At 71.9% G+C, this 21,910-nt stretch carries 20 protein-coding genes; 12 read left to right on the top strand and 8 right to left on the bottom strand.

The features are described from left to right. Nucleotides 1-33: 33 nt before the first annotated feature. Together J8403_RS11700 and J8403_RS44560 are read left to right on the top strand one after the other, a co-directional pair. Nucleotides 34-1,185, top strand: a complete 1,152-nt coding sequence (locus tag J8403_RS11700) for an XdhC family protein (RefSeq protein WP_211123136.1) — start codon at nucleotides 34-36, stop codon at nucleotides 1,183-1,185. 176 nt (nucleotides 1,186-1,361) lie between these two features. Beyond that, complete coding sequence (locus tag J8403_RS44560) at nucleotides 1,362-2,996, top strand: glycoside hydrolase family 6 protein (protein ID WP_343245286.1); 1,635 nt, start codon at nucleotides 1,362-1,364, stop codon at nucleotides 2,994-2,996. A 10-nt stretch (nucleotides 2,997-3,006) separates the two neighbouring features. Here J8403_RS44560 and J8403_RS11685 read toward each other — a convergent pair whose 3' ends face one another. The 3 genes from J8403_RS11685 to J8403_RS11675 form a co-directional block, all read right to left on the bottom strand. Continuing rightward, a complete protein-coding gene (locus tag J8403_RS11685; protein ID WP_211123135.1) occupies nucleotides 3,007-3,897 on the bottom strand; it encodes a phosphatidylinositol-specific phospholipase C in 891 nt (296 codons plus the stop codon). A 149-nt stretch (nucleotides 3,898-4,046) separates the two neighbouring features. Further along, a complete protein-coding gene (locus J8403_RS11680) occupies nucleotides 4,047-5,237 on the bottom strand; it encodes a magnesium and cobalt transport protein CorA (RefSeq protein WP_211123134.1) in 1,191 nt (396 codons plus the stop codon). A 306-nt stretch (nucleotides 5,238-5,543) separates the two neighbouring features. After that, nucleotides 5,544-6,473, bottom strand: a complete 930-nt coding sequence (locus J8403_RS11675; protein ID WP_211123133.1) for a helix-turn-helix transcriptional regulator — start codon at nucleotides 6,471-6,473, stop codon at nucleotides 5,544-5,546. A gap of 94 nt (nucleotides 6,474-6,567) precedes the next feature. Here J8403_RS11675 and J8403_RS11670 point away from each other — a divergent pair, with 94 nt between their 5' ends. Further along, nucleotides 6,568-8,277 (top strand): AMP-binding protein, encoded by a 1,710-nt coding sequence (locus tag J8403_RS11670; protein ID WP_211128199.1) that lies wholly within the window; start codon nucleotides 6,568-6,570, stop codon nucleotides 8,275-8,277. 73 nt (nucleotides 8,278-8,350) lie between these two features. Continuing rightward, nucleotides 8,351-10,075, top strand: coding sequence for an AMP-binding protein (locus J8403_RS11665; RefSeq protein ID WP_211123132.1), 1,725 nt, complete (start codon nucleotides 8,351-8,353; stop codon nucleotides 10,073-10,075). A gap of 116 nt (nucleotides 10,076-10,191) precedes the next feature. Here J8403_RS11665 and J8403_RS11660 read toward each other — a convergent pair whose 3' ends face one another. Together J8403_RS11660 and J8403_RS11655 are read right to left on the bottom strand one after the other, a co-directional pair. After that, complete coding sequence (locus J8403_RS11660) at nucleotides 10,192-10,953, bottom strand: neutral zinc metallopeptidase (protein WP_211123131.1); 762 nt, start codon at nucleotides 10,951-10,953, stop codon at nucleotides 10,192-10,194. A gap of 101 nt (nucleotides 10,954-11,054) precedes the next feature. Then, on the bottom strand, nucleotides 11,055-11,759 hold the full coding sequence (locus tag J8403_RS11655) for a hypothetical protein (protein WP_211123130.1): 705 nt from the start codon (nucleotides 11,757-11,759) through the stop codon (nucleotides 11,055-11,057). A 136-nt stretch (nucleotides 11,760-11,895) separates the two neighbouring features. Between J8403_RS11655 and J8403_RS11650 the strand changes: the two genes are divergently transcribed. The 7 genes from J8403_RS11650 (at nucleotide 11,896) to J8403_RS11620 (ending at nucleotide 17,795) form a co-directional block, all read left to right on the top strand. After that, a complete protein-coding gene (locus J8403_RS11650) occupies nucleotides 11,896-12,147 on the top strand; it encodes a hypothetical protein (RefSeq protein WP_078644557.1) in 252 nt (83 codons plus the stop codon). Further along, nucleotides 12,144-12,515: a helix-turn-helix domain-containing protein gene (locus J8403_RS11645; RefSeq protein ID WP_211123129.1), complete on the top strand. Its 372-nt coding sequence runs from the start codon at nucleotides 12,144-12,146 to the stop codon at nucleotides 12,513-12,515. Before J8403_RS11650 ends, J8403_RS11645 begins: the two co-directional genes overlap by 4 nt. A gap of 73 nt (nucleotides 12,516-12,588) precedes the next feature. Continuing rightward, complete coding sequence (gene uraD / locus J8403_RS11640) at nucleotides 12,589-13,119, top strand: 2-oxo-4-hydroxy-4-carboxy-5-ureidoimidazoline decarboxylase (RefSeq protein ID WP_211123128.1); 531 nt, start codon at nucleotides 12,589-12,591, stop codon at nucleotides 13,117-13,119. Beyond that, nucleotides 13,119-13,457 (top strand): hydroxyisourate hydrolase, encoded by a 339-nt coding sequence (gene uraH / locus J8403_RS11635; RefSeq protein ID WP_211123127.1) that lies wholly within the window; start codon nucleotides 13,119-13,121, stop codon nucleotides 13,455-13,457. Before uraD ends, uraH begins: the two co-directional genes overlap by 1 nt. A 5-nt stretch (nucleotides 13,458-13,462) precedes the next feature. After that, nucleotides 13,463-14,344: a factor-independent urate hydroxylase gene (gene pucL / locus J8403_RS11630; protein WP_211123126.1), complete on the top strand. Its 882-nt coding sequence runs from the start codon at nucleotides 13,463-13,465 to the stop codon at nucleotides 14,342-14,344. 60 nt (nucleotides 14,345-14,404) lie between these two features. Beyond that, nucleotides 14,405-15,775: an 8-oxoguanine deaminase gene (locus tag J8403_RS11625; RefSeq protein ID WP_211123125.1), complete on the top strand. Its 1,371-nt coding sequence runs from the start codon at nucleotides 14,405-14,407 to the stop codon at nucleotides 15,773-15,775. Nucleotides 15,776-15,944: 169 nt separating this feature from the next. After that, nucleotides 15,945-17,795, top strand: a complete 1,851-nt coding sequence (locus J8403_RS11620) for an alpha-L-fucosidase (protein WP_211123124.1) — start codon at nucleotides 15,945-15,947, stop codon at nucleotides 17,793-17,795. A 64-nt stretch (nucleotides 17,796-17,859) separates the two neighbouring features. On the opposite strand, the gene aceB is transcribed toward J8403_RS11620, so the two are convergent. Together aceB and J8403_RS11610 are read right to left on the bottom strand one after the other, a co-directional pair. After that, nucleotides 17,860-19,479, bottom strand: a complete 1,620-nt coding sequence (gene aceB / locus J8403_RS11615; RefSeq protein WP_211123123.1) for a malate synthase A — start codon at nucleotides 19,477-19,479, stop codon at nucleotides 17,860-17,862. 126 nt (nucleotides 19,480-19,605) lie between these two features. Further along, complete coding sequence (locus tag J8403_RS11610) at nucleotides 19,606-20,214, bottom strand: nucleotidyltransferase family protein (RefSeq protein WP_211123122.1); 609 nt, start codon at nucleotides 20,212-20,214, stop codon at nucleotides 19,606-19,608. 274 nt (nucleotides 20,215-20,488) lie between these two features. Here J8403_RS11610 and J8403_RS11605 point away from each other — a divergent pair, with 274 nt between their 5' ends. Then, nucleotides 20,489-20,806 (top strand): DUF5955 family protein, encoded by a 318-nt coding sequence (locus tag J8403_RS11605; RefSeq protein WP_237510217.1) that lies wholly within the window; start codon nucleotides 20,489-20,491, stop codon nucleotides 20,804-20,806. 44 nt (nucleotides 20,807-20,850) lie between these two features. On the opposite strand, the gene J8403_RS11600 is transcribed toward J8403_RS11605, so the two are convergent. Continuing rightward, nucleotides 20,851-21,642, bottom strand: a complete 792-nt coding sequence (locus J8403_RS11600) for an IclR family transcriptional regulator (RefSeq protein WP_211123121.1) — start codon at nucleotides 21,640-21,642, stop codon at nucleotides 20,851-20,853. Nucleotides 21,643-21,910: the final 268 nt, after the last annotated feature.

Genomic DNA, 21,910 nt, shown 5'->3' with positions numbered 1-21,910 from the left:
CGTACCGATGCGCCGCCCAAGGAGCTGATCACCATGCTGGACATCGCCGCCGAGCTGCACCGCTGGTGCGAGGAGGGCCGGGACTTCGCCGTCGCCACCGTGGTCTCCGTGGGCGGCAGCGCGCCCCGGCAGCCCGGGGCCGCCCTCGCCGTGGACGCCGAGGGTACGGCGATCGGCAGCGTGTCCGGCGGCTGTGTCGAGGGCGCGGTGTACGAGCTGTGCCAGGAGGCGCTGAGCACCGGCGAGACCGTACGGGAGACCTTCGGCTACTCCGACGAGGACGCCTTCGCGGTCGGCCTGACCTGCGGCGGAGTCATCGATGTCCTGGTCACCCCGGCCCCGGCGGCCGACCGCCGGGTGCGCCCGGTGCTGGCCGCCGCCGCGTCCGCCGCCGCCGACGGCCGGACGACGGCGCTGGCCCGGATCGTGGACGGCCCGCCCGAGCTGCTGGGCGGCGCCCTGCTCGTCCGCCCGGACGGCGGCTGGGACGGCACCCTGGGCGGCCACCCCGAGCTGGACCGCACGGCTGCCGCGGAGGCCCGCGCCCTGCTGGACGCCGGGCGCACCGCGACCGTGGTCATCGGCGCCGAGGGAAGCCGCTGCGGGCGGCCCGTCACCGTGCTCGCCGAGGCCAGTGTGCCGCCGCCGCGCATGATCGTCTTCGGGGCGGTGGACTTCGCGAGCGCGCTCGTGCGGATAGGGAAGTTCCTGAACTTCCACGTCACGGTCTGCGACGCCCGTCCGGTCTTCGCGACCGCGCTGCGGTTCCCGGACGCCGACGAGGTGGTCGTCGACTGGCCGCACCGCTATCTGGAGAAGACCGAGGTGGACGCCCGCACGGTGCTGTGCGTGCTCACCCATGACGCGAAGTTCGATGTGCCGCTGCTGGAGCGGGCGCTGCGGCTGCCCGTGGCGTACGTCGGCGCGATGGGCTCCGCCCGCACCCACCGGGACCGGCTACGGCGGCTGCGCGAGGCCGGTGTGGGCGAGCCGGAGCTGGCCCTGCTGCGCTCCCCGATCGGCCTCGACCTCGGCGCCCGTACGCCCGAGGAGACCGCGCTGTCCATCGCCGGCGAGATCGTCGCCAACCGGCGGGGCGGCAGCGGCACACCGCTGACGGGTGCCCGGACCCCGATCCACCACGACACCCGGGAGGCCTCGGACCGGATCGGTTCGGTCGCCTGACGACACCCGACGAAACCTGACATCGGATCAGATCACAGAAGGATCGTCTGACATAAGGCCACTCCTGAGCGGGAAAAACCCTCCGCCACCTGGCGGAGGCTTCTCTTGCCGGGCGCCGGTTTCTGAGTGAGAGTCAGAAATCGACCTTGGTCCTGCCGCCCCCCTGGAGTGCGCACGTGCGTAAGAGACGCAAGATTCTCACCGTGTCGACGGCCGTCGTGGCCGCGGCCACCCTGCCCCTGCTGATCAGCCCCGTGGTGAGCGCGGCCGCGCGGGAGGACGACGATTCCTCCCGCATCGCCCGCCTCTACGCCCCGCCCCCCGACCGGGACTCCTACCGCCAGGTGGCCCGGCTCGCCTGGCGGGGCGACTTCCGCGACTCCGCCGGGCTCCTCGCCATGGTGCGGACGCCGCAGGCGGTCTGGTACGGGGACGAGAGCCCGGAGCGGGTCGAGCGGCTGGTCCGCAGGACGACGCGGAGCGCCGACATGCAGGGGAGGCTGCCGGTCCTCGCGCTCTACAACATCCCGGGCCGTGACTGCGGCAGCTACTCGAGCGGGGGAGCGGACGGCCTCGCCGCGTACGAGGCGTGGATCGACGCCGTCGCCGAGGGCATCGGCGACCATAAGGTGCTGATCGTCCTCGAACCCGATTCGCTGTCGCTGCTGCCCTCCGACTGCGCCGACGAATCGAACGCCGAGCAGACCGCCGTCGAGGAGTTGCCCACCGAGCAGCAGCCCGCGGCCGAGGAGCAACTCGCCACCGAGCAGCAGCCCGCCGCCGAGCAGCCGCCCACCGATCTGCCCCCGCTGCCCGACCCCGGCGCGTCCACGGGCCCGCCCACCGCATCGGCCGCCCAGGACGCCGCCCAGTCCCCGGACGCCCAGTCCCCGGACGCGCAGTCCCCGGACCCGCGGCTCCCCGCCTCCGAGGACCCGGCGCCGCGGCCCGCCGAGGCCCAGGAGCCCTCCGGCCCGGAGCCCTCCGCATCCCGGAGCCCCGCCCCCGAGCCCTCCACCGAGCAGCCCGGCACCCTCCCCGAGCTGCCCCCGCTCCCCACGCCCGACCCCGCGACCCCCGACGCCGAGGACGTGGGCGACCCGGACACCCCGGTGGTCGAGGACCCGGAGACCGCCGCCCGCTACTCCGAGATCAACTACGCGGTCGACGCCCTGACCGCGCTCGGCAACACATCGGTGTACCTGGACGCGGGCCACGCCGGCTGGCACTCCGTCACCAGCATCGTGCCCCGGCTCATCAAGGCCGGGATCGACCGCGCCACCGGCTTCGCCCTCAACGTCTCCCACTACCAGACCGACCCGGACAGCTCCTGGTACGGCCGGCTGATCTCCTCCTGCCTCGCCTACGCCGACGAGGGCGGGGACCCCGAGGACTGCGCCGACCAGAGCTGGTCACGCCGGCAGGCCCGCCGCTGGCTGCACGCCCACATTCCGGACGACCCGGGCCGTATGAAGCACTTCGTCACCGACACCAGCCGCAACGGGCAGGGCCCCTGGGCCCCCAGGGCCGGGGTGCATCGCGACGCGCAGTCGTGGTGCAACCCGCCGGCGCGGGGCCTGGGCCGGCGTCCCACCACCCGCACCGGCGACGCACTGATGGACGCCGCGCTGTGGGTGAAGACGCCGGGCGAGTCGGACGGGCGGTGCCTGCGCGGCACCGACGGGCCCCTGGACCCGGTGCGCGGGACCGTCAACCCCGACGCGGGGGAGTGGTTCCCCGAGCAGGCGCTGGAGCTGGTGCGCTACGCGGAACCGTCGGTCAAGGTCTTCCGCCGGTTCCCCGGCCGCTGACGCTCCTCGGTCAGCCCGCCGGATTGTGCCGGACGAGGGCGTCGACCAGGCCGGACGCGGTGTTCGGGAAGTCCATCGGAACGATCCCGAGCCCGGTCCAGCCCTGTGCCTCGGCGCCCTCCAGGAACGACTTCACCTGCGGGTTGAGCCGGTCCGCGTTGGAGCGGGGCGGCAGCAGGGCGGCGGTGGAGACATAGTTGATGAAGAGCTTGCCGGGCTGGGCCGCCGCCTTGCGGAACTGCGCCTCGATCTTCGGGTACTTGCCGAACGGCTCCGCCATGTAGTCGTCCTGGATGTCGAAGAGCCCCCCGTCGCCGTACCGCACCCCCGGCATGTCGTCCGAGTCGGCGAGCAGCACCACCCTGCCCCGGGCCTGGCCCAGGGCGGGGAGGGTGCTGTCCAGGCGGAACAGCGGGCGCCAGCCCTTGTCGTCCAGGTAGGTGTCGAAGATTCGGCGGAACTCCGCGGCGCTCTCCTCCGAGTACTCCTGCTTGACCCGCATCAGCACGGTCTCCGACGGATGCGCGGACAGAAAGGAGCGGCAGGCGCCGAGCACATCGTCGAAGTTGAGGTTCTGGTAGAAGGCGCCGTGGTGGATGGGGAAGGCGTTCTCGAAGGCGCGGCAACGGATGTCCAGGAAGCGGATGCCGCTGCTGAGCTGGTCGGCGATGGTGGTGTTCTGGCACTCGGTCCACGGGCCGCCGAAGCGGGCGCCGGAGTTGTGGGTGCCGGGCAGGGTCAGCCGCTGGACCGGGGTGGCGTCGGCGAGGGCGGAGAGCCAGTCCTGGGCCGCCAGGGGCCGGGGCGGCGCGGCCGTGGCCGTCGCGGTACCGCCGGCGGCGGTGACCAGCCCCGCGGTGGACAGCGCGGCCGCACCCCTGAGGAACCCTCGCCGGTCCATACGCGTACTCCCGTCGCTCGCCTGCCCGTGCCGTGCCGGACGGCATCGAAGCACAAACGAGGGGGAGGGGCCATGGACAGCGGCCGAATCAGCGATTCAATCGAGGAAATCCCTTGAATCGCCGAGCCGGCCGGGGAGTTGGGGCGCCGTCAGAGCCAGCCGCGGCGCTTGAAGATGGCATACAGGCTGACGCAGACCACCGCCATCAGCACGACCGCGAACGGATATCCCCACACCCAGTCCAGCTCGGGCATATGGGTGAAGTTCATCCCGTAGATGGTGCCGACCAGCGTGGGTGCGAACAGGATGGCCGCCCATGCGGAGATCTTCTTGACCTCCTCGTTCTGCTCGAAACCCGCCTCGGCCAGCGCCCGCATCTCGGCGTTCTGCTGCTGGGTCACCAGGGTGGCGTTGACGGCGAGGATGTCGGTGAGGGCCGAGCGGAAGCCGTCCACGCGCTCGCTGGTGTGGGTGACGTGGTCGGCGACGTCCCGCAGATAGCGCTGCAGCTCCTCATCGGTGCCGTATTTGTCGAAACCCGCCATCAGCCCGTGCAACATCCCGACCAGGGGGCGGGTGGCGCGCTGGAACTCCACCATCTCGCGGGAGAGTTCATAGATGCGCCGCGACACCTCGGGGTCGCCGCGGAACACCTCGGTCTCGATCTCGTCGATGTCGTTCTGCACCCCGGCCACCACCGGGGCATAGCCGTCCACGACCGCGTCGAGGATCGCGTACAGCACGGCCTCGGGGCCCAGCGCCAGCAGCTCGGGGGTGGACTCCATCCGGGTGCGCACCGCGGACAGATCCGGGGCGGCGCCGTGCCGGACGGTGATGACGAAGTCGGGGCCCACGAAGACGTGCAGCTCGCCGAAGTCGACCTCCTCCGGCGCGTCGAGGTAGCGGGCGGCGCGCAGCACCACGAAGAGCGTCTCGCCGTAGCGCTCCAGCTTGGGCCGCTGATGGGCCTCCAGCGCGTCCTCGATGGCCAGCTTGTGCAGATCGAACTCCTCGGCCAGCGAGAGCAGCTCCGCCTCGCTCGGCCGGTACAGCCCGATCCAGGCCATCGCGCCGGTCTCCTCGCGCAGCCGCCGGTAGGTGGCGGCCAGGGTGCCGGGGGTGCCGACCCGGCGGCCGTCGCGGTACACGGCGGCGTCCACCACGCTGCGCTCGTCCGGCTCACGCGGGGTTCCATCGGCGGCGGCGGTCCGCTGCTCGTCGCGCGGCGGACCCGGGGGCGCCGGGGCGGGGCGCGGGGCGGCATCGGCCCGGTTCGCCCCGCCGGGGCGCAGCCAGGGGTACCGCCTCGTGGGGCGGGGGGTGCGGCGGCGCTCGGACATAGGGGGTCCTTTACGGATAGCGGGCTCGGGCTCGGACGGGCGCCACCTCCGGGCCGAGCCGGGCAGCGCGCTCAGCGCGTCCGGGCCGCGGCGGCGCCTCGGGGCATACGACTGGGAGGCTCACTGTCCATGGACCTCACCTCCTGTCGCGAGCACTGACCTCAGTGCAGGATATCGCCCTATATGACCGTGGTGCGTCCCGGGGGAGCGGTGGGCGAGGCAAGAATTGCCTCGGATCAAACGTTTTCCGCGGGGGCACCCGGAGGGGCCGCCCTGGGCCCCACCGGCGCCCGCACCCGCCGCCTGCTACGGCAAGAGCCCCGCACGGCGGGCCTCGACCACCGCGTGGAGACGGGTATGGGCCCCCAACTTCCGCATGGACGAGCGCAGATAGCTCTTGACCGTCTCCGGCCGCAACCCCAGCCGCTCGGCCGCCGTCGAATTCGTCGCCCCCGAGGCCACACACGCCAGCACATCCACCTCGCGCGGCGACAGCTCCACCCCGGTCCCCCCGTTCCGGTGCTCGCGCTGCCGGCCGCGCCCCGACGAGGCCCTGGCCAGCCGGGAGCAGGCGGTGAGTATCTCCTCGCGCAGCTGGGGGTCGGGCACCCGGTGCGCCAGGGCCCGCAGATCGCCGTGGGCCTCGCGCACCTCCTCCCACACCGCCGGATCGGTCTCCTCCGCCGACGGCTCCCACTGCGGTCCCGGCGGCTGCCCCCGCCGCTGACGCGCCTCGGTCAGCAGCCGCTGCGCCTCCTCCCGTACCGCCAGCTCCTGCGCCAGCTCGCTCTCCAGCACGCGTTCCAGTTCGCGCGCCGACTCCACGGCCGCGGTCAGCGCCCGGTCGCCGAGCAGCAGCGGCTGGCGCAGCGCGCCGTACAGCACCCCGCGCACCCGCCCGCGCACCACCACCGGCACCGCGAGCATCGAGCGCAGCCCCTCCGCCCCCACGGCCGCGTCGTACTCATGGCTGATCGCCCGTGAGGCGGGGTAGTCCACCACCGAGATCGGCCGGGACATGGTGAGGACCTTGCCGCCGAGACCGTTGCCGGGTGTGATGGCCAGACCCCGCAGGGAGTTGGTCGTGGTGCCGGTGAGTTCCGAGATCCGGAACTGCCGTGACCCCGAGAACAGCCCGCCGAACGCGACGGGCAGCCCACCGCGCCGGCGCATCCGCTGCAGCGTGTTCCGTATGTCGACGGCCCCGTCCGATCCCGTCACGGCCACCTCCCGCATCCAGCGCCACCCCCGTCCGGGGGTAGTGAGACTCAGATCACCCGTCGCACGATGCTAGCGAGCGGTACGCCATTCAGGAGGACAAGTGACAGCAATGAATCCGGCTCACGACTTCCGCGAGGCACGGGACTTCCTGCTCGACCACCGGGAGGACTACGCGGCGGCGTACGAAGGGTTCGGCTGGCCACGCCCGGAGCGGTTCAACTGGGCCCTGGACTGGTTCGACGGGATCGCCGCGCGCGGCGGCGACCGTACCGCCCTGCACATCGTCGAGGAGGACGGCGGCGAGATCCGACTGACCTTCGAGGAGCTGCGCCGCCGCTCCAACCGGGCCGCGAACTGGCTGCGCGACCGCGGCGTCCGGGCCGGTGACCGCATCGTGGTCATGCTCGGCAACCAGGTCGAGCTGTGGGAGACCGCGCTGGCCGCGATGAAGCTGCGCGCCGTCGTCATCCCCGCCACCCCGCTGCTCGGCCCGCTCGACCTGGCCGACCGCATCGAGCGCGGCCGGGCGGCGCATGTGGTCGTGCGGGGTGCGGACACGGAGAAGTTCGCGGAGGTGCCGGGCGACTACACCCGGATCGCGGTCGGCGGCGCGCCCGAGGGCTGGCTCGCCTACGAGGACGCCGGGACCGCGGGCATCACGGTGGACGGCGCGGGGGACGGCGCGGGGGACGACGAGCCCTTCGTCCCCGACGGGCCGACCCTCGCCACCGACCCCCTGATGCTGTACTTCACCTCCGGCACCACCGCCCGCCCCAAGCTGGTCGAGCACACCCATATCTCGTATCCCATCGGGCATCTGGCGACGATGTACTGGATCGGGGTCAAGCCGGGCGATGTCCACCTCAACATCTCCTCCCCCGGATGGGCCAAGCACGCCTGGTCCAATCTCTTCGCCCCCTGGAACGCCGAGGCCACCGTCTTCGTCCACAACTACACGCGCTTCGACGCCAACCGTCTGATGGCCGAGATGGACCGCTGTGCCATCACCACCTTCTGCGCCCCGCCCACCGTCTGGCGGATGCTCATCCAGGCCGATCTCACCCAGCTGCGCACTCCGCCCCGGGAGGCCCTGGCCGCGGGCGAGCCGCTCAACCCCGAGGTCATCGAGCATGTGCGGCGTGCCTGGGGGGTGACCATCCGGGACGGCTTCGGCCAGACCGAGACCGCCGTTCAGGTGGCCAACACCCCCGGACAGCCGCTCAAGCCCGGCTCGATGGGACGCCCGACCCCCGGCTTCCGGGTCGTCCTGCTGGATCCGGTCACCGGCCGGCCCGGTGAGGAGGGCGAGATCTGCCTCGATCTCACCGGCCCCGAGGGCCGTCCCGTCGGCCTGATGACCGGCTACGAGGGCGACGGGGAGCGCACCGCCGAGGCCACCGCGGGCGGTTACTACCGCACCGGGGACATCGGCTCGCGCGACGCGGACGGCTACATCACCTACATCGGCCGCGCCGACGACGTCTTCAAGGCGTCCGACTACAAGATCTCGCCGTTCGAGCTGGAGAGCGCGCTGCTGGAGCACGAGGCGGTCGCCGAGGCCGCCGTCGTCCCGGCCCCCGATCCGCTGCGGCTGGCCGTGCCGAAGGCGTACATCGTGCTGGCGGAGGGCTGGGAGCCCGGCCCGGACACCGCGAAGGCGCTGTTCGCGCACTCGCGGGCGGTGCTCGCGCCGTACAAGCGGATCCGCCGCTTGGAGTTCGCCGACCTCCCCAAGACGGTTTCCGGGAAGATTCGCCGGATCGAGCTGCGTGAACGCACGGCACAGGGTGGCGGTATCGAGTTTTATGAGGAGATCTGATGACTGACGCTCATATGATGACCCACCCGCACGAACGTGAAGGCGTACGTGAACGTGACCCCAAGGAGCTCCCATGACCGACCTCACGTCTGACCCACCAAGCCCAGCGGGGCTCTCCTACGCCAGCGGAGCCGGGGACCTCCCGCTGCTCGGCGACACCATCGGCGCCAATCTGGCCCGGGCCGTCGAGCTGTACGGCGACCGCGAGGCGCTCGTCGACGTCCCCTCCGGCCGCCGCTGGACCTACGCCGAGTTCGGCAGGTCGGTCGAGGAGGTCGCGCTCGGGCTGATGGCCAAGGGGGTCGCCAAGGGCGACCGGGTCGGCATCTGGGCCATCAACTGCCCCGAATGGGTGCTGTTGCAGTACGCCACCGCCCGCATCGGCGCCATCATGGTCAATATCAACCCCGCGTACCGCGTCCACGAGTTGCGGTACGTACTCCAGCAGGCCGGAATCTCGGTCCTGGTCTCCTCCATCGAGCACAAGACCAGCGACTACCGGCGGATGGTCGAGCAGGTGCGATCGGCCTGCTCCCCGCTGCGCGATGTCATCTACATCGGCGACCGGACCTGGGACGGGCTGGTGCGCGCCGGGGCCGATGTGCCCCCCGAGCGGCTCGCCGAGCGCGAGGCCCGGATCAGCTGTGACGACGCGGTCAACATCCAGTACACCTCCGGCACCACCGGCTTCCCCAAGGGCGCCACCCTCTCCCACCACAACATCCTCAACAACGGCTACTTCGTGGGGGAGACGGTCCGCTACACCGCCGAGGACCGGATCTGTGTGCCGGTGCCCTTCTACCACTGCTTCGGCATGGTCATGGGCAACCTCGCGGCCACCAGCCACGGCGCCTGCGTGGTCATCCCCGCCGCCACCTTCGACCCCGTCGCCACCCTGGCCGCCGTCGAACGGGAGCGCTGCACCTCGCTGTACGGCGTCCCCACCATGTTCATCGCCGAGCTGGCCCTGCCGGACTTCGCCACCTTCGACCTCAGCTCGCTGCGCACCGGGATCATGGCCGGATCGCCCTGCCCGGTGGAGGTGATGCGGCGGGTGGTCGCCGAGATGCACATGGGGGAGGTGTCCATCTGCTACGGCATGACCGAGACCTCGCCGGTCTCCGCCCAGACCCGGCCCGATGACGACCTGGCCCGCCGCACCTCGACGGTCGGCCGGGTGCTGCCGCATGTCGAGGTCAAGATCGTCGACCCGGTGACCGGGGCGACCGTGCCCCGCGGCACCCGCGGCGAGCTGTGCACCCGCGGCTACTCGGTGATGCTCGGCTACTGGCAGGAGCCCGAGCGGACCGCCGAGGCGATCGACTCGGCGCGCTGGATGCACACCGGTGACCTCGCGGTGATGGACGGCGAGGGATACGTCCAGATCGTCGGCCGGATCAAGGACATGATCGTCCGCGGTGGGGAGAACGTCTATCCGCGGGAGATCGAGGAGTTTCTGCACACCCACCCCAAGGTGGCGGATGTGCAGGTCGTCGGCGTACCGGACGAGAAGTACGGCGAGGAGGTGCTGGCCTGCGTCATCCTGCGCGAGGGCGCCAGGACCCTCACCCGCGATGAGCTCGCCCGCTTCTGCCGGGGCCGCCTCGCCCACTACAAGGTCCCCCGCTATCTGCGGCTCATGGACGCCTTCCCGATGACGGTCAGCGGCAAGGTCCGCAAGGTCGAGCTGCGGGAGGCGGCCGCGCGGGAGCTGCTGCCCGAGACCCGGTCCGAGGACGGTCCGGCCAGATCCGAAGCACCGGTCGAGCGGGCCGAGCCGCAGACCGCGCCCAGCTGATGAGTCGCGGGCCCCTCTACTCCAGCAGGGGCCCACACCCCCATCACGGCGGGGCCCACACCCCCATCACGGCGGGGCCCACGCCCCCGCCACCGCGGGGGCCCGCACCCCGCCCGTCACTGGACGACGTTCGGCAGGCACGACTTCACCCCGGATCGCGCGCCGCGGCTGAAGTAGCCGACCCGCTGGGAGGCGTCGCCGTGGTCGGAGACGTCGGTCCACGGGGTCCGGTCGGCGAGCGCGGTCAGGGCGTCCGCCAGCTCCTCGGTGTCACCCTCCTCGAAGGTCAGCGTCCCGTCCTGGGCGGCGCCGAAGAGGACCGCCCCGGCCAGACAGTCGGCCTGCAGCTCACGGGCGAGGTCGACCAGGCCCGCGTCCAGCCGGTTCTGGACGGCGTGGCCCCACTCATGGGCGATCACCAGATAGACCCAGGCGTCGCCCCGCGCATGGCCCCAGCGCATCAGGTCCATGTCCCACGCTATGTAGTCGCCGTCGGGGCAGTAGACGGCGTTGTCGTCGGGGAGCGGCTCACTTCCGCACAGCGGCGTACCGGGGGTGTCGCCGTCGTAGGCACCCAGGATCCTGGGCGGGTTGTAGCCGCCGGTGAACAATTCGGGCCAGTGGGTCTGCCAGTAGGTGGTGGTGACGGAGACCGCCGCGTTGATGTCCTCCTCCACGGCCTTTCCGCCGTCGGTGGCATCAGGGCTGGTGAGCGGGGTGGGCGTGCCCGGTGTGGCGTCGGACGGGGGCGCCGGTGCGGCCGAGGAGCTCTCCACCGTGGGCGGCGGCACATCGCCGCCCGCGCAGCCGGTCACCAGAAGCAGGGTCAGGGCGGCGGCGAGAGGGGCCCATGATCTCGGGTACCACGGAACAGCCATCGTTTCGGCCTCCGGCCGGTCGAGCGGATGGGACGGTGAACGGTGGAGGGCGGCGTCTCAACGGAAGCGTTCCCCGGTCATGAGCGCAAGGGCCGACCGGGTCAGCCGTCCGGCGGCCCCATCCTGATCAGCGCGTCCGCCGGGTCGTTGACGGGCTGGGGGGTGCCGGTGAGGTCCATGATGAACAGCGGCAGATGGAGCGCGTCGGCGCGCGCCCGCGCCTCCCGCGCATAGCCCGCGAGCGAGAAGAAGACGCTCATCGCCGACTTCTGGAGCCCGTTCAGCCACAGGCATTCGATGTCCCGCAGCCCGGTGGGGCGGGTGGTCGGATCGACCTGGGCGACGACGCCCGTCCCGTAGAGGTCCACCCCGGACGCGGCCCGGTCCTCCGAGGGCCGCAGGCTGTGGAAGCCGAGCCACTTCAGATACAGCGAGGCGGCGGTGACCGCGTCCCGCGCCGTACGGATCGTCACCGGCCGGAAGGCCGGTCGCCGCACGACCGGGCCGCCGCCCCCGGCCACCCCGCCCGGGTCGGCCGGGGGCGGCGCGGCCGCGACGGGGACGCGGACCACCGCGCCGCAGTCGCAGCCCAGTTCCGGCTGCGGCCAGTGGCCCCGATGCCCGCAGGACGGGCAGTTCACCGCCACCCAGAGGTTCTCCCAGGTGCGGTGGGCCACCTCCTCCGGGGCGCCGTCGCGGAGGACGGGCAGGGTGACCGGCGCGCCGCAGGAACAGGGGAAGGTGGGCGGCGTGAACGACTGCTCGCGACGGCACGCGGGACAACGCACCGGCACGTTGTCTGTCATCGGGGCGCTCCGTGGACGGGGGCGGATGCGGTAGGCGTCCATGCTCCCCGAAGCGGGCGGCCGCGGCGAGGGACTTGGGCGTTTGGTCCCCCGCAGTGGGGGCGCCGTGTTACGGCTGACGCAGTAGGTTTGCCGCGTGAGATTGAGGGTTGAGTTCACCACCGAACCGTTCGACCTCGACGAGGTGCCGCCGCACGCCGTCGTGGCCCGCGAGACCGTCCAGGCCGCCCCGCTGGACGCGGTCGACGTCGGCCCTTTCGGCAACACCGCGGAAGGCGGGGCGGAAGCGGTGCTGGCGGCCGTCGACCGGCTGCTGCGCGGCTCCCTCGAAGCCGGTGCCACCCGGATTTCGCTCCAGGTCAACGTGATCGGGGAGGGTGAGGCGTGAGCGTACCGGCCGACCACCCCTTCGCCGCCGCGGTGCGGCCGCTCGTGGACGCCATGGGCGGCGAGATGATCGCCCCGGACCGGGCCCGGGGCGACGACGTGGTGCTCTCCTGGGAGGGCCGCCCGGTGATCGCCGTGAGGCTGCCGCATATCTCGGACTCGCTCGACCACATCCTCGCCGACCTGCAGCGCCGCCACGGCGTGCCGCTCTCGGCCCTCGACCGCAAGACCAAGCAGTCCGTCGTCCGCCAGCTCGAACAGCGCGGCGCCTTCTCGGTGCGCCACGGCGTCGAGACGGTCGCCGGAGCCCTCGGCGTGAGCCGCTTCACCGTCTACAACTACCTCAACCGTGAGAAGAGCGGGGACTGACCGCGGCCCGTCGTTCCGCGCATTTTTCAACAAAGTGTTGACGCCCGGCGAGGGTGCCTCCTAGCTTGCGAGAGTGACTTCCAGTGCACCGCCGGGGCTGGCCCGGTTCAACGCGGTGGACGACCGCGACGCCGCCGGGCTGCTGCACGAGGTGTGCGCCAGCCGGGCCTGGGCCGCGGCGGTCGCCGGCGGGCGGCCGTACGCCACGGTCGGGGAGCTGCTCGACGCCGCCGACGCGGCCATGGCCGGGCTGACCGCCGCCGACCTCGCCGAGGCGATGGCCGCGCATCCGCCCATCGGGCGGCCGGCGCCGGGCGACGCCGCCTCGGCCCGCGAGCAGCGCGGGGTACGGGACGCGGAGCGCGCCGAGCTGCTGGAGCTGAACCTCGCGTACCAGGAGCGCCACGGCCATGTCTTCCTGATCTGCGCCACCGGCCGCACCGGCGAGGAGATGCTGGCGGCGCTGCGCGAGCGGATCCACCATGACGCCGACACCGAGCGCGAGATCGTCCGCACCGAACTGGGAAAGATCAACCGCATCCGGCTGACCCGGCTGACGGAAACCCCCCAGGCCCCGCGGGCCCCGGCGGAAGGAGAGCGGTGATGGCCGGCGGCGCCACCTCCGTGTCCACCCACATCCTGGACACCAGCATCGGCCGCCCCGCCGTGGGCGTGGTCGTCGAGCTGTCCGTCCGCTCGGGGCCCGGCGCGCGGTGGACGGCGCACGCCGACTCCCTGACCGACGCCGACGGGCGCTGCAAGGACCTGCCCGACCTCCCCGAGGGCACCACCCACGCACGGCTGCGCTTCGAGACCGGGCCGTATCTGACCCACGCCTTCTTCCCGGAGGTCGCGGTCGCCTTCGCCGTCGAGCCGGGCGAGCACTACCACGTACCGCTGCTGCTCACCCCGTTCGGCTACTCCGTCTACCGAGGGAGCTAGCACCCATGCCCACGCTCGGCCCGAACAGTTACGGCAAAGCCGAGACCCGCGTCGTGCGGGTGGTGCGCGACGGCGCCGTGCACCACCTCAAGGACCTCAATGTCTCGGTGGCGCTGTCCGGAGAGATGGACGAGGTCCACCTCTCCGGCAGCAACGCCAACGTCCTGACGACCGACGCCACCAAGAACACCGTGTACGCCTTCGCCAAGGAGCACGGCATCGACACGGCCGAGGAGTTCGGCATCCGGCTGGCCCGCCACTTCGTCACCAGCCAGCAGCCCATCCACCGCGCCCGCATCCGTATCGAGGAGTACGCCTGGGACCGGATCGAGACGGCCGGGAGCGCCCGGCACTCCTTCGTCCGCCGCGGCCAGGAGGTCCGCACCGCCCAGATCGCCTACGACGGCGAGCGCTGGGAGGTGGTCTCCGGGCTCACCGGCCTCACCGTCCTGAACACCACGGACTCCGAGTTCTGGGGCTATGTCAAGGACCGGTACACCACGCTGCCGGAGACCCGCGACCGCGTCCTGGCCACCGATGTGCACGCCCGCTGGCGCTACGGCTGGAGCGATGACACCCGGCCGATGCCGGACTGGGACCACGGCCACGAGGAGGCGCGCGGCCAGCTGCTGAGCGCGTTCGCCGAGACCTACTCCCTCTCGCTCCAGCAGACGCTCTACGAGATGGGCGCGCGGGTGATCGAGCGCCGCCCGGAGGTGGACGAGATACGTCTCTCACTGCCCAACAAGCACCACTTCCTGGTCGATCTGGAACCCTTCGGCCTCACCAACGACAACGAGGTCTACTTCGCCGCCGACCGGCCGTACGGGCTCATCGAGGCCACCGTGCTGCGGGACGGCGCCGAGCCCCGGATCCCCACCGACTGAACGGCTCCCCGCCGACCGACCGGATCCCCCTTGACTCAGCCGACGGAAGGGCCACGCCCCGTGCACCGCATCGTCATCGAGAACTGCGCCCTCGCCACCGTGGACGCGCAGGACACCGAGTACGCGTCCGGCCATGTCGTCGTCGCCGGCCACCGCATCGAGTCGGTGGGCGAGGGGCGCGCGCCGCAGGGGCTGGAGGGTGTCGTCCGCCGGATCGACGGCACGGGACACCTGGTGACCCCGGGCCTGGTCAACACCCATCACCACTTCTACCAGTGGCTCACCCGCGGCCTGGCCCAGGACAGCAACCTCTTCGACTGGCTGGTCGCGCTCTACCCCGTCTGGGCGCGGATCGACGAGCCGATGGTCCACGCGGCGGCCCGCGGCTCGCTCGCGATGATGGTGCGGGGCGGGGTCACCACCGCCATGGACCACCACTACGTCTTTCCGCGCGGCAGCGGCGATCTGCTGGGCGCCGAGATCCGCGCGGCGCGCGAGCTGGGTGTGCGGTTCACCGCCGCCCGCGGCTCCATGGACCTCGGCGCCTCCGACGGCGGGCTGCCGCCGGACTTCGCCGTGGAGTCCGCCGAGGACGCGCTGGCCGCCACCGAGGAGGCCATCGACACCCACCACGACCCGGGGTTCGACGCCATGCTGCGGATCGCGGTCGCGCCCTGCTCGCCGTTCTCCGTCTCCACCGAACTGCTCCGCGAGTCCGCGGTGCTGGCCCGCCGCAAGGGCGTACGGCTGCACACCCACGGCTCGGAGACGGTGGAGGAGGAGAAGTTCTGCCAGGAGCGGTTCGGGATGGGGCCGACCGACTACTTCGAGTCCACCGGCTGGCTGGGCGAGGACGTGTGGATGGCCCACTGCGTCCACATGAGCGACACCGACATCCAGGCGTTCGCCCGGACCGGCACCGGGGTGGCCCACTGCCCCTCGTCCAACGCCCGGCTCGCCGCCGGGATCGCCCGGGTCCCCGATCTGCTCGCCGCGGACGTACCGGTGGGCCTGGGCGTGGACGGCACCGCCTCCAACGAATCCGGCGAGCTCCACACCGAACTGCGCAACGCGCTGCTGGTCAACCGGCTCGGCGGCCACCGTGAGAAGGCGCTGAACGTCCGCCAGGCGCTGCGCCTCGGCACCTACGGCGGTGCGCGGGTGCTGGGCCGCCAGGACGAGATCGGCTCGCTGGAGCCGGGCAAACTGGCCGACCTGGTGCTGTGGAAGCTGGACGGCCTCGGCCATTCGTCGATCGCCGACCCGGTCGCCGCCCTCGTCCTGGGCGCCCCGGCCCCGGTGACCCTGTCGCTGGTGAACGGCGCTCCGGTGGTGGAGTCGGGCCGGCTGCTCACCGTGGACGAGGACGAGATCGCGCGGGAGGCGCGCACCGAGGCGCGACGCCTGGCCCGTATCGCCGCGGACGACTGAACGACGCGTCGATTCATCGGATGGGTCGCTGAGGTAACTGCCTTATGGCAGTCACCGGCGGCCCATCGGTGCGTTCGGGCCCCGTTGACATCCCATCTTTACGGTTCTAGGTTCCCGTACGCGGCTGGCCAGCCCTCCTGTTCGACCACCCATGAGCACAGGAGCCGCCATGCGCACGTCCAGACGACGGGCCGTCATCCCTCTCCGAGCGCTCAGCCTTCTGCTCGGCATGGTGCTGGCGACGATCCTCAGCGGCCCTTCCGCCGCCACCGCGGTGCCTGCGGCGCCGACGGCGGCGCGGGAGCCCGGGCCCGGTACCGACTACGCGACCGACGATCCGTTCACCGCCGACCGCACCGGCTGGTGGCGGCAGGACCGCTTCGGGATGTTCATCCACTTCGGCGCCTACTCCCAGCTGGAGGGCGAATACCGGCGGGCGGACGGGACCGTCTGCCGCGACGCGGAGTGGATCAAGCGAAACTGCCAGATCCCGATGAACGAGTACGAGGACGCCGCCCAGGACTTCAACCCCGCCTCCTTCGACGCCAAGGCCGTCGTCAAGGCGGCCAAGGACGCCGGGCAGCGCTATATCGTCATCACCTCCAAGCACCACGACGGCTATGCGATGTGGCCGACCGAGCAGAACACCTGGAATCTGCGCGACCACTCCTCCTTCGACCAACGGCGCGACATCCTGGCCGAATTGAAGTCCGCCGCGGACGCCGCCGGGATCAAACTCGGCTTCTACTACTCGATCTGGGACTGGCACGACCCCGACTTCGCCGACCCCGCCACCTTCCCCCGCTATGAGAAGCGGATGTATGCCCAGCTCAAGGAGCTGGTCGACAACTACCATCCGGCGCTGCTCTGGTTCGACGGGGAATGGGACGCGGACAACCCCACCAACCGCTGGTCCGCCCAGGACGGTGAGCGGCTCCAGTCCTATCTCCACGGACTCGACCCCGATCTGATCACCAACAACCGGGTCGGCAAGCGGCGCGTGGTCGACGGCGACTACGGAACGCCCGAGCAGGAAATCCCGGACGCGCCGGTGGCCGGGCAGCTGTGGGAGAGCTGTATGACCCTCAACGGCCACTGGGGCTTTGCCAGATACGACCAGGACTGGAAGTCGCCCGCCACCCTCACCCGCAATCTCCTCGATATCGCGAGCCGCGGCGGCAATTACCTCCTCAATGTCGGCCCCGACAAACTGGGCCGCGTTCCCCAGCCCTCCGTCGACCGGCTCCGTGCGATCGGCTCCTGGCTGCGGACCTCCGGCCAGGGCCGCGCGGTGTACGGGGCCGGGGCCACCGGGCTGGTCGACGAGCCGTCCTGGGGTGCCGTCAGCCGGTCGGGCGACCGGCTGTACGCGTCCGTCACCTCCTGGCCCGCCGCGGGGCAGCCCCTCCACCTCACCGCCAGGGCGCCGTTCACGGTGACCGGCGCCCGGGTGCTGGGCAGCGGACAGCGCATCGAGGTGGCGAAGGCGGGGGACGGCTTCGACCTCACCCCCTCCGCCGGCCCGGCCGACCCCACCGCCTCGGTGATCGAGCTGACGGTGAAACCGGCCCCGGCCGCGCCCCAGGGCCGGGGCAAGGGGCTGCGCGAGGAGGTCTTCGCCAATGAGACCTTCACCGGGCCGCCGGCCGTCACCCGCACCGACCCGGCCGTCAACCACAGCTGGAGGTTTGCCGGCTCCCCGGCCGCCGACGTCCCCGCCGACCACTTCGGCGTCCGCTGGACCGGCTTCCTCCAGCCCCGCCACAGCGAGACCTACACGCTCACGACCGTCTCCGACGACACCGCGCGGGTGTGGATCGACGGCCGTCTGGTCATCGACAACACCACCCCGCATGAACCACAGGTCGACAAGGCGACCGTCGCGCTGCGCGCCGGAGCCCAACACGCCATCAAGATCGAGTACACCGAGCAGACCGGTGAGGCGCATATGAAGCTGCTGTGGTCCAGCCCCAGCGTGCCCCAGCAGATCGTGCCGCGCTCCCAGCTCTACACGCCGTAGGGACGACAGGAGCCCCGGACCGTATCCGTACGGTCCGGGGCCCTTGCCGTCCGAACGGACCGGCTCAGCCCAGCAGTTCGTACGCGGGCAGCGTCAGGAACTCCGTGTAGTCCGCGTCCAGCGCCACCCTCAGCAGCAGATCGTGCGCCTGGCTCCACTTGCCCGCGGCGAAGGCGTCCTCGCCGACCTCCTCGCGGATCGCCGCCAGCTCCTCGGCGGCGACCTTACGGACAAGATCGGCGGTGGCCTTCTCGCCGTTCTCGAAGACCACCCCCGCGTTGACCCACTGCCAGATCTGGGAGCGGGAGATCTCGGCGGTGGCCGCGTCCTCCATCAGGTTGAAGATCGCGACGGCGCCGAGGCCGCGCAGCCACGCCTCGATATAGCGGGTGCCGACCTGAACGGCGTTGCGCAGGCCCTGATGCGTGGGCTTGGCGTCGAGCGACGCGACGTCGATCAGCTCGGCCGCGGTGACCCGGACGTCCTCGCGCAGCCGGTCCTTCTGGTGCGGCCGGTCGCCGAGGACCGCGTCGAAGGAGGCCCGGGCGACCGGGACCAGATCCGGATGGGCGACCCAGGAGCCGTCGAAGCCGTCGTTCGCCTCACGGTCCTTGTCGGCCTTGACCTTGTCGAACGCGACCGCGTTGACCTCGGGGTCGCGGCGCGAGGGGATGAAGGCCGCCATGCCGCCGATCGCGTGCGCGCCGCGCTTGTGGCAGGTGCGGACGAGCAGTTCGGTGTAGGCGCGCATGAACGGGGCGGTCATCGTGACCGCGTTGCGGTCCGGGAGGACGAAACCGGGGCCGCCGTCGCGGAAGTTCTTGACGATCGAGAAGAGATAGTCCCAGCGGCCCGCGTTGAGCCCGGAGGCGTGGTCGCGGAGCTCGTAGAGGATCTCGTCCATCTCGTACGCCGCCGTGATGGTCTCGATCAGAACGGTGGCGCGGATCGTCCCTTGCGGAAGCGAGAGATGGTCCTGTGCGAAGACGAAGACGTCATTCCAGAGGCGGGCCTCGAGATGTGACTCGGTCTTGGGGAGGTAGAAGTACGGCCCCTTGCCCCGGTCGAGCAGCCGGCGGGCGTTGTGGAAGAAGTACAGCCCGAAGTCGACGAGGGCGCCGGGGACGGGGCGGCCGTCGGCGGCCCGCAGATGGCGCTCGTCGAGATGCCAGCCGCGCGGCCGGGTGACGACGGTGGCCAGCACCTCGTCGGGCCGCAGTGCGTAGCTCTTGCCCTCGGGGGAGGTGAAGTCGATCCGGCGCTCATAGGCGTCGATCAGATTGAGCTGACCGCCGATCACATTCGCCCAGGTGGGGGCGGAGGCGTCCTCGAAGTCGGCGAGCCAGACCTTGGCGCCCGAGTTGAGCGCGTTGATGGTCATCTTGCGGTCGGTGGGCCCGGTGATCTCCACCCGGCGGTCCTCGAGGGCGGGTGGGGCGGGGACGACGCGCCAGTCGGGGTCGTCGCGGACAGGGGCGGTCTCCGGGAGGAAGTCCAGCGTGCTGGTGCGGGCGATCTCGGCGCGGCGCTCCGCCCGGCGCGCGAGCAGCTCGTCCCGGCGCGGGGTGAAGCGGTGGTGGAGCTCGGCCAGGAAGGCCAGCGCCGCGTCGGTCAGCACCTCCCCCTGACGCTCCAGCGGTTCGGCGTCGACGATGGCCAGCGGGGACGGCGCTGGTGCGGACATGGGCTGTCACTCCTTGGACGAGTCTCAGCTGGACGCTCGCAGTGATTTTGTCTTGTGGATACTAAGTTTCTCATGGTGGAAGTTCAATCTTCTGTTGAACGCCGCGTCCGCTGCCCTCTCGCCGTCTCATTCGAGCAGCGTCAAGTCCTCGGGGGTGTCGATGTCGTCCGTACGGGCGATATCCGAGCAGTCGACGAGCGTGATCGCGGACTGATGCGCCCGCAGATAGGCGCGTGCCCCCCGGTCGCCCTCCGCACTCGCCGTGATATCCGCCCACCGGTCCGCGCCGAACAGCACCGGATGCCCCCGCTCCCCGCCGTACGCGGCGGCCGCCAGGGTCGACGGCGAGCGATACGCGGCCACCACCCGGGCCACCGCCTCGGCGCCGATCCCCGGCTGGTCCACCAGCGCGATCAGCGCCGCCCGCGCGCCCGTACCGGCCAGCGAGCCGAGCCCGGCGCGCAGCGAGGAGCCCATGCCCCGCTCCCAGTCGGGGTTGTCGACCAGGACGTACCCGGGCAGCCGGGCCCGTGCCCGTACGGTCTCGGCCGCGGCGCCCAGCACGATGTGCACGGGCGCGCAGCCGCCCTCGCGCAGCGCCCGCGCGGCGTGCTCCACCAGCGGCCGCCCCCGATGCGTCAAAAGGGCCTTGGGGCGCCCGCCCAGCCGCCGGCCGCCCCCGGCCGCCAGCACGATCCCGGCGACCTGCGCGGAGTCCTCCGTTGTGCGATCCATGGGCCCTGCTTACCGCACCCGAGGGCCGTGCGGGGGCTTCATCCCAGCCGGTCTGATTTTCGCTCTCCGTATAGCGCGTCGTGCACTGAGTGGCGTTAACTGATCCGCGGCCCCTTGTGTCCGAATCCACGTGGGGTGGAGGGTTGGGGCGGCCATGCGGGAAGGGGGCAGGCTCGTGCGAGAGGGCGCGAGGGGGAGAAGGGCAGTGTTGGCCAACGATGGCGCGAGGCTCTGGGACGAACCCGGTGCCTTGTCAGTGGAGGGCGCCGCAGTCGTGGAAGCCAGGCGAGTGGCGGGCACCGATGACGATCCGAGGGCGGCCGAGCTGCGCCGTGCCGTGGCCCGACTCAGACGTGATCTGGCGGCCCACCCGGCCGAATTACCGGACCGGGCGATCGCGGACGACGAGCTGGCCGCGCTCGATGCCATGGCCCGCACCGGCGCTCCGGAGCTGCACCGCCTGCGCCGCTCGCTGCTGCTCATCGCGGGCGCGCTGGGCTCGGTCAGCGCACTGGGCTCCGCCCTGACGGGCGTGCGCGCGGCGATCGACCAGTTCAGCAACGTGCCGCAGACGGGCAGAGGGAGAGACTGAGCCGGGCGGCGCCGTGCCGCGCCCGCCGCCGGTGTCGCCCGCCGTCAGGCGGAACCCGTGCTGTCCAGTGCCCCCGACAGCTCGGCCGCGACCTCCTTGAGGATCGGCACCATCCGCTCCGTGGCCTCGTCCGTCACCCGGCCCGCCGGGCCCGAGATGGAGATGGCCGCCGGTGCGGGGGAGTCGGGCACCGGGACCGCGAGGCAGCGCACGCCCATCTCCTGCTCGTTGTCGTCCACCGCATAGCCCTGCTCGTGGACCTGCCGCAGCGCGTCGAGGAACGCGTCCGGCGAGGTGATCGTCTTCTCGGTCACCGCGGGCATGCCGGTACGGGCCAGCAGGGCGCGCACCTCCTCGGGGGGCGTGCTCGCCAGCAGTGCCTTGCCGACGCCCGTGGTGTGGGGCAGCACCCGCCGCCCGACCTCGGTGAACATCCGCATCGAGTGGCGCGAGGGCACCTGCGCCACGTACACCACCTCATCGCCGTCCAGCAGCGCCATGTTCGCGGTCTCGCCGGTCTCCTCCACCAGCCGCGCCAGATACGGCCGCGCCCAGGTGCCCAGCAGCCGGGCCGAGCTCTCGCCGAGCCGGATCAGCCGCGGCCCGAGGGCATAGCGGCGGTTGGGCTGCTGACGGACATAGCCGCAGGCCACCAGCGTGCGCATCAGCCGGTGAATGGTGGGCAGCGGCAGCCCGCTGCTGGTGGAGAGCTCGCTCAGCCCGACCTCGCCCCCGGCGTCGGCCATCCGCTCCAGCAGATCGAAGGCGCGCTCCAGGGACTGGACGCCACCGGATCCGGCGGTGGTGGCGGCGGTCTTGGACTCGGCGGACGGCACGTCGGTGTTCCTTTCACAGCGGTCGGCACCGGCCCGCACACGGTGACCATCCGCTGCCGACCGGCCACGGGAAGCCTACCGGTCCCCGGCGACGCCCACAGCGGGCTTGCGCCTACCGTCCGCGCCGGTCACAGCGGGTGTGCGGGACCGGCCGGGCGGGGTTGGAGCATGGGCGAGGTGGGTGTGGAGCACCGGCCGGGAGGTCTTGACCCGGCCGTCCACCGGGGCAATCATTCAACAAAAAGTTGATTCCGTGTCGCGGAATCGG

This window comes from Streptomyces yatensis (assembly GCF_018069625.1).
GTDB classification, from domain to species: domain Bacteria; phylum Actinomycetota; class Actinomycetes; order Streptomycetales; family Streptomycetaceae; genus Streptomyces; species Streptomyces yatensis.
This window is presented reverse-complemented; position numbering and strand designations above follow the sequence as displayed.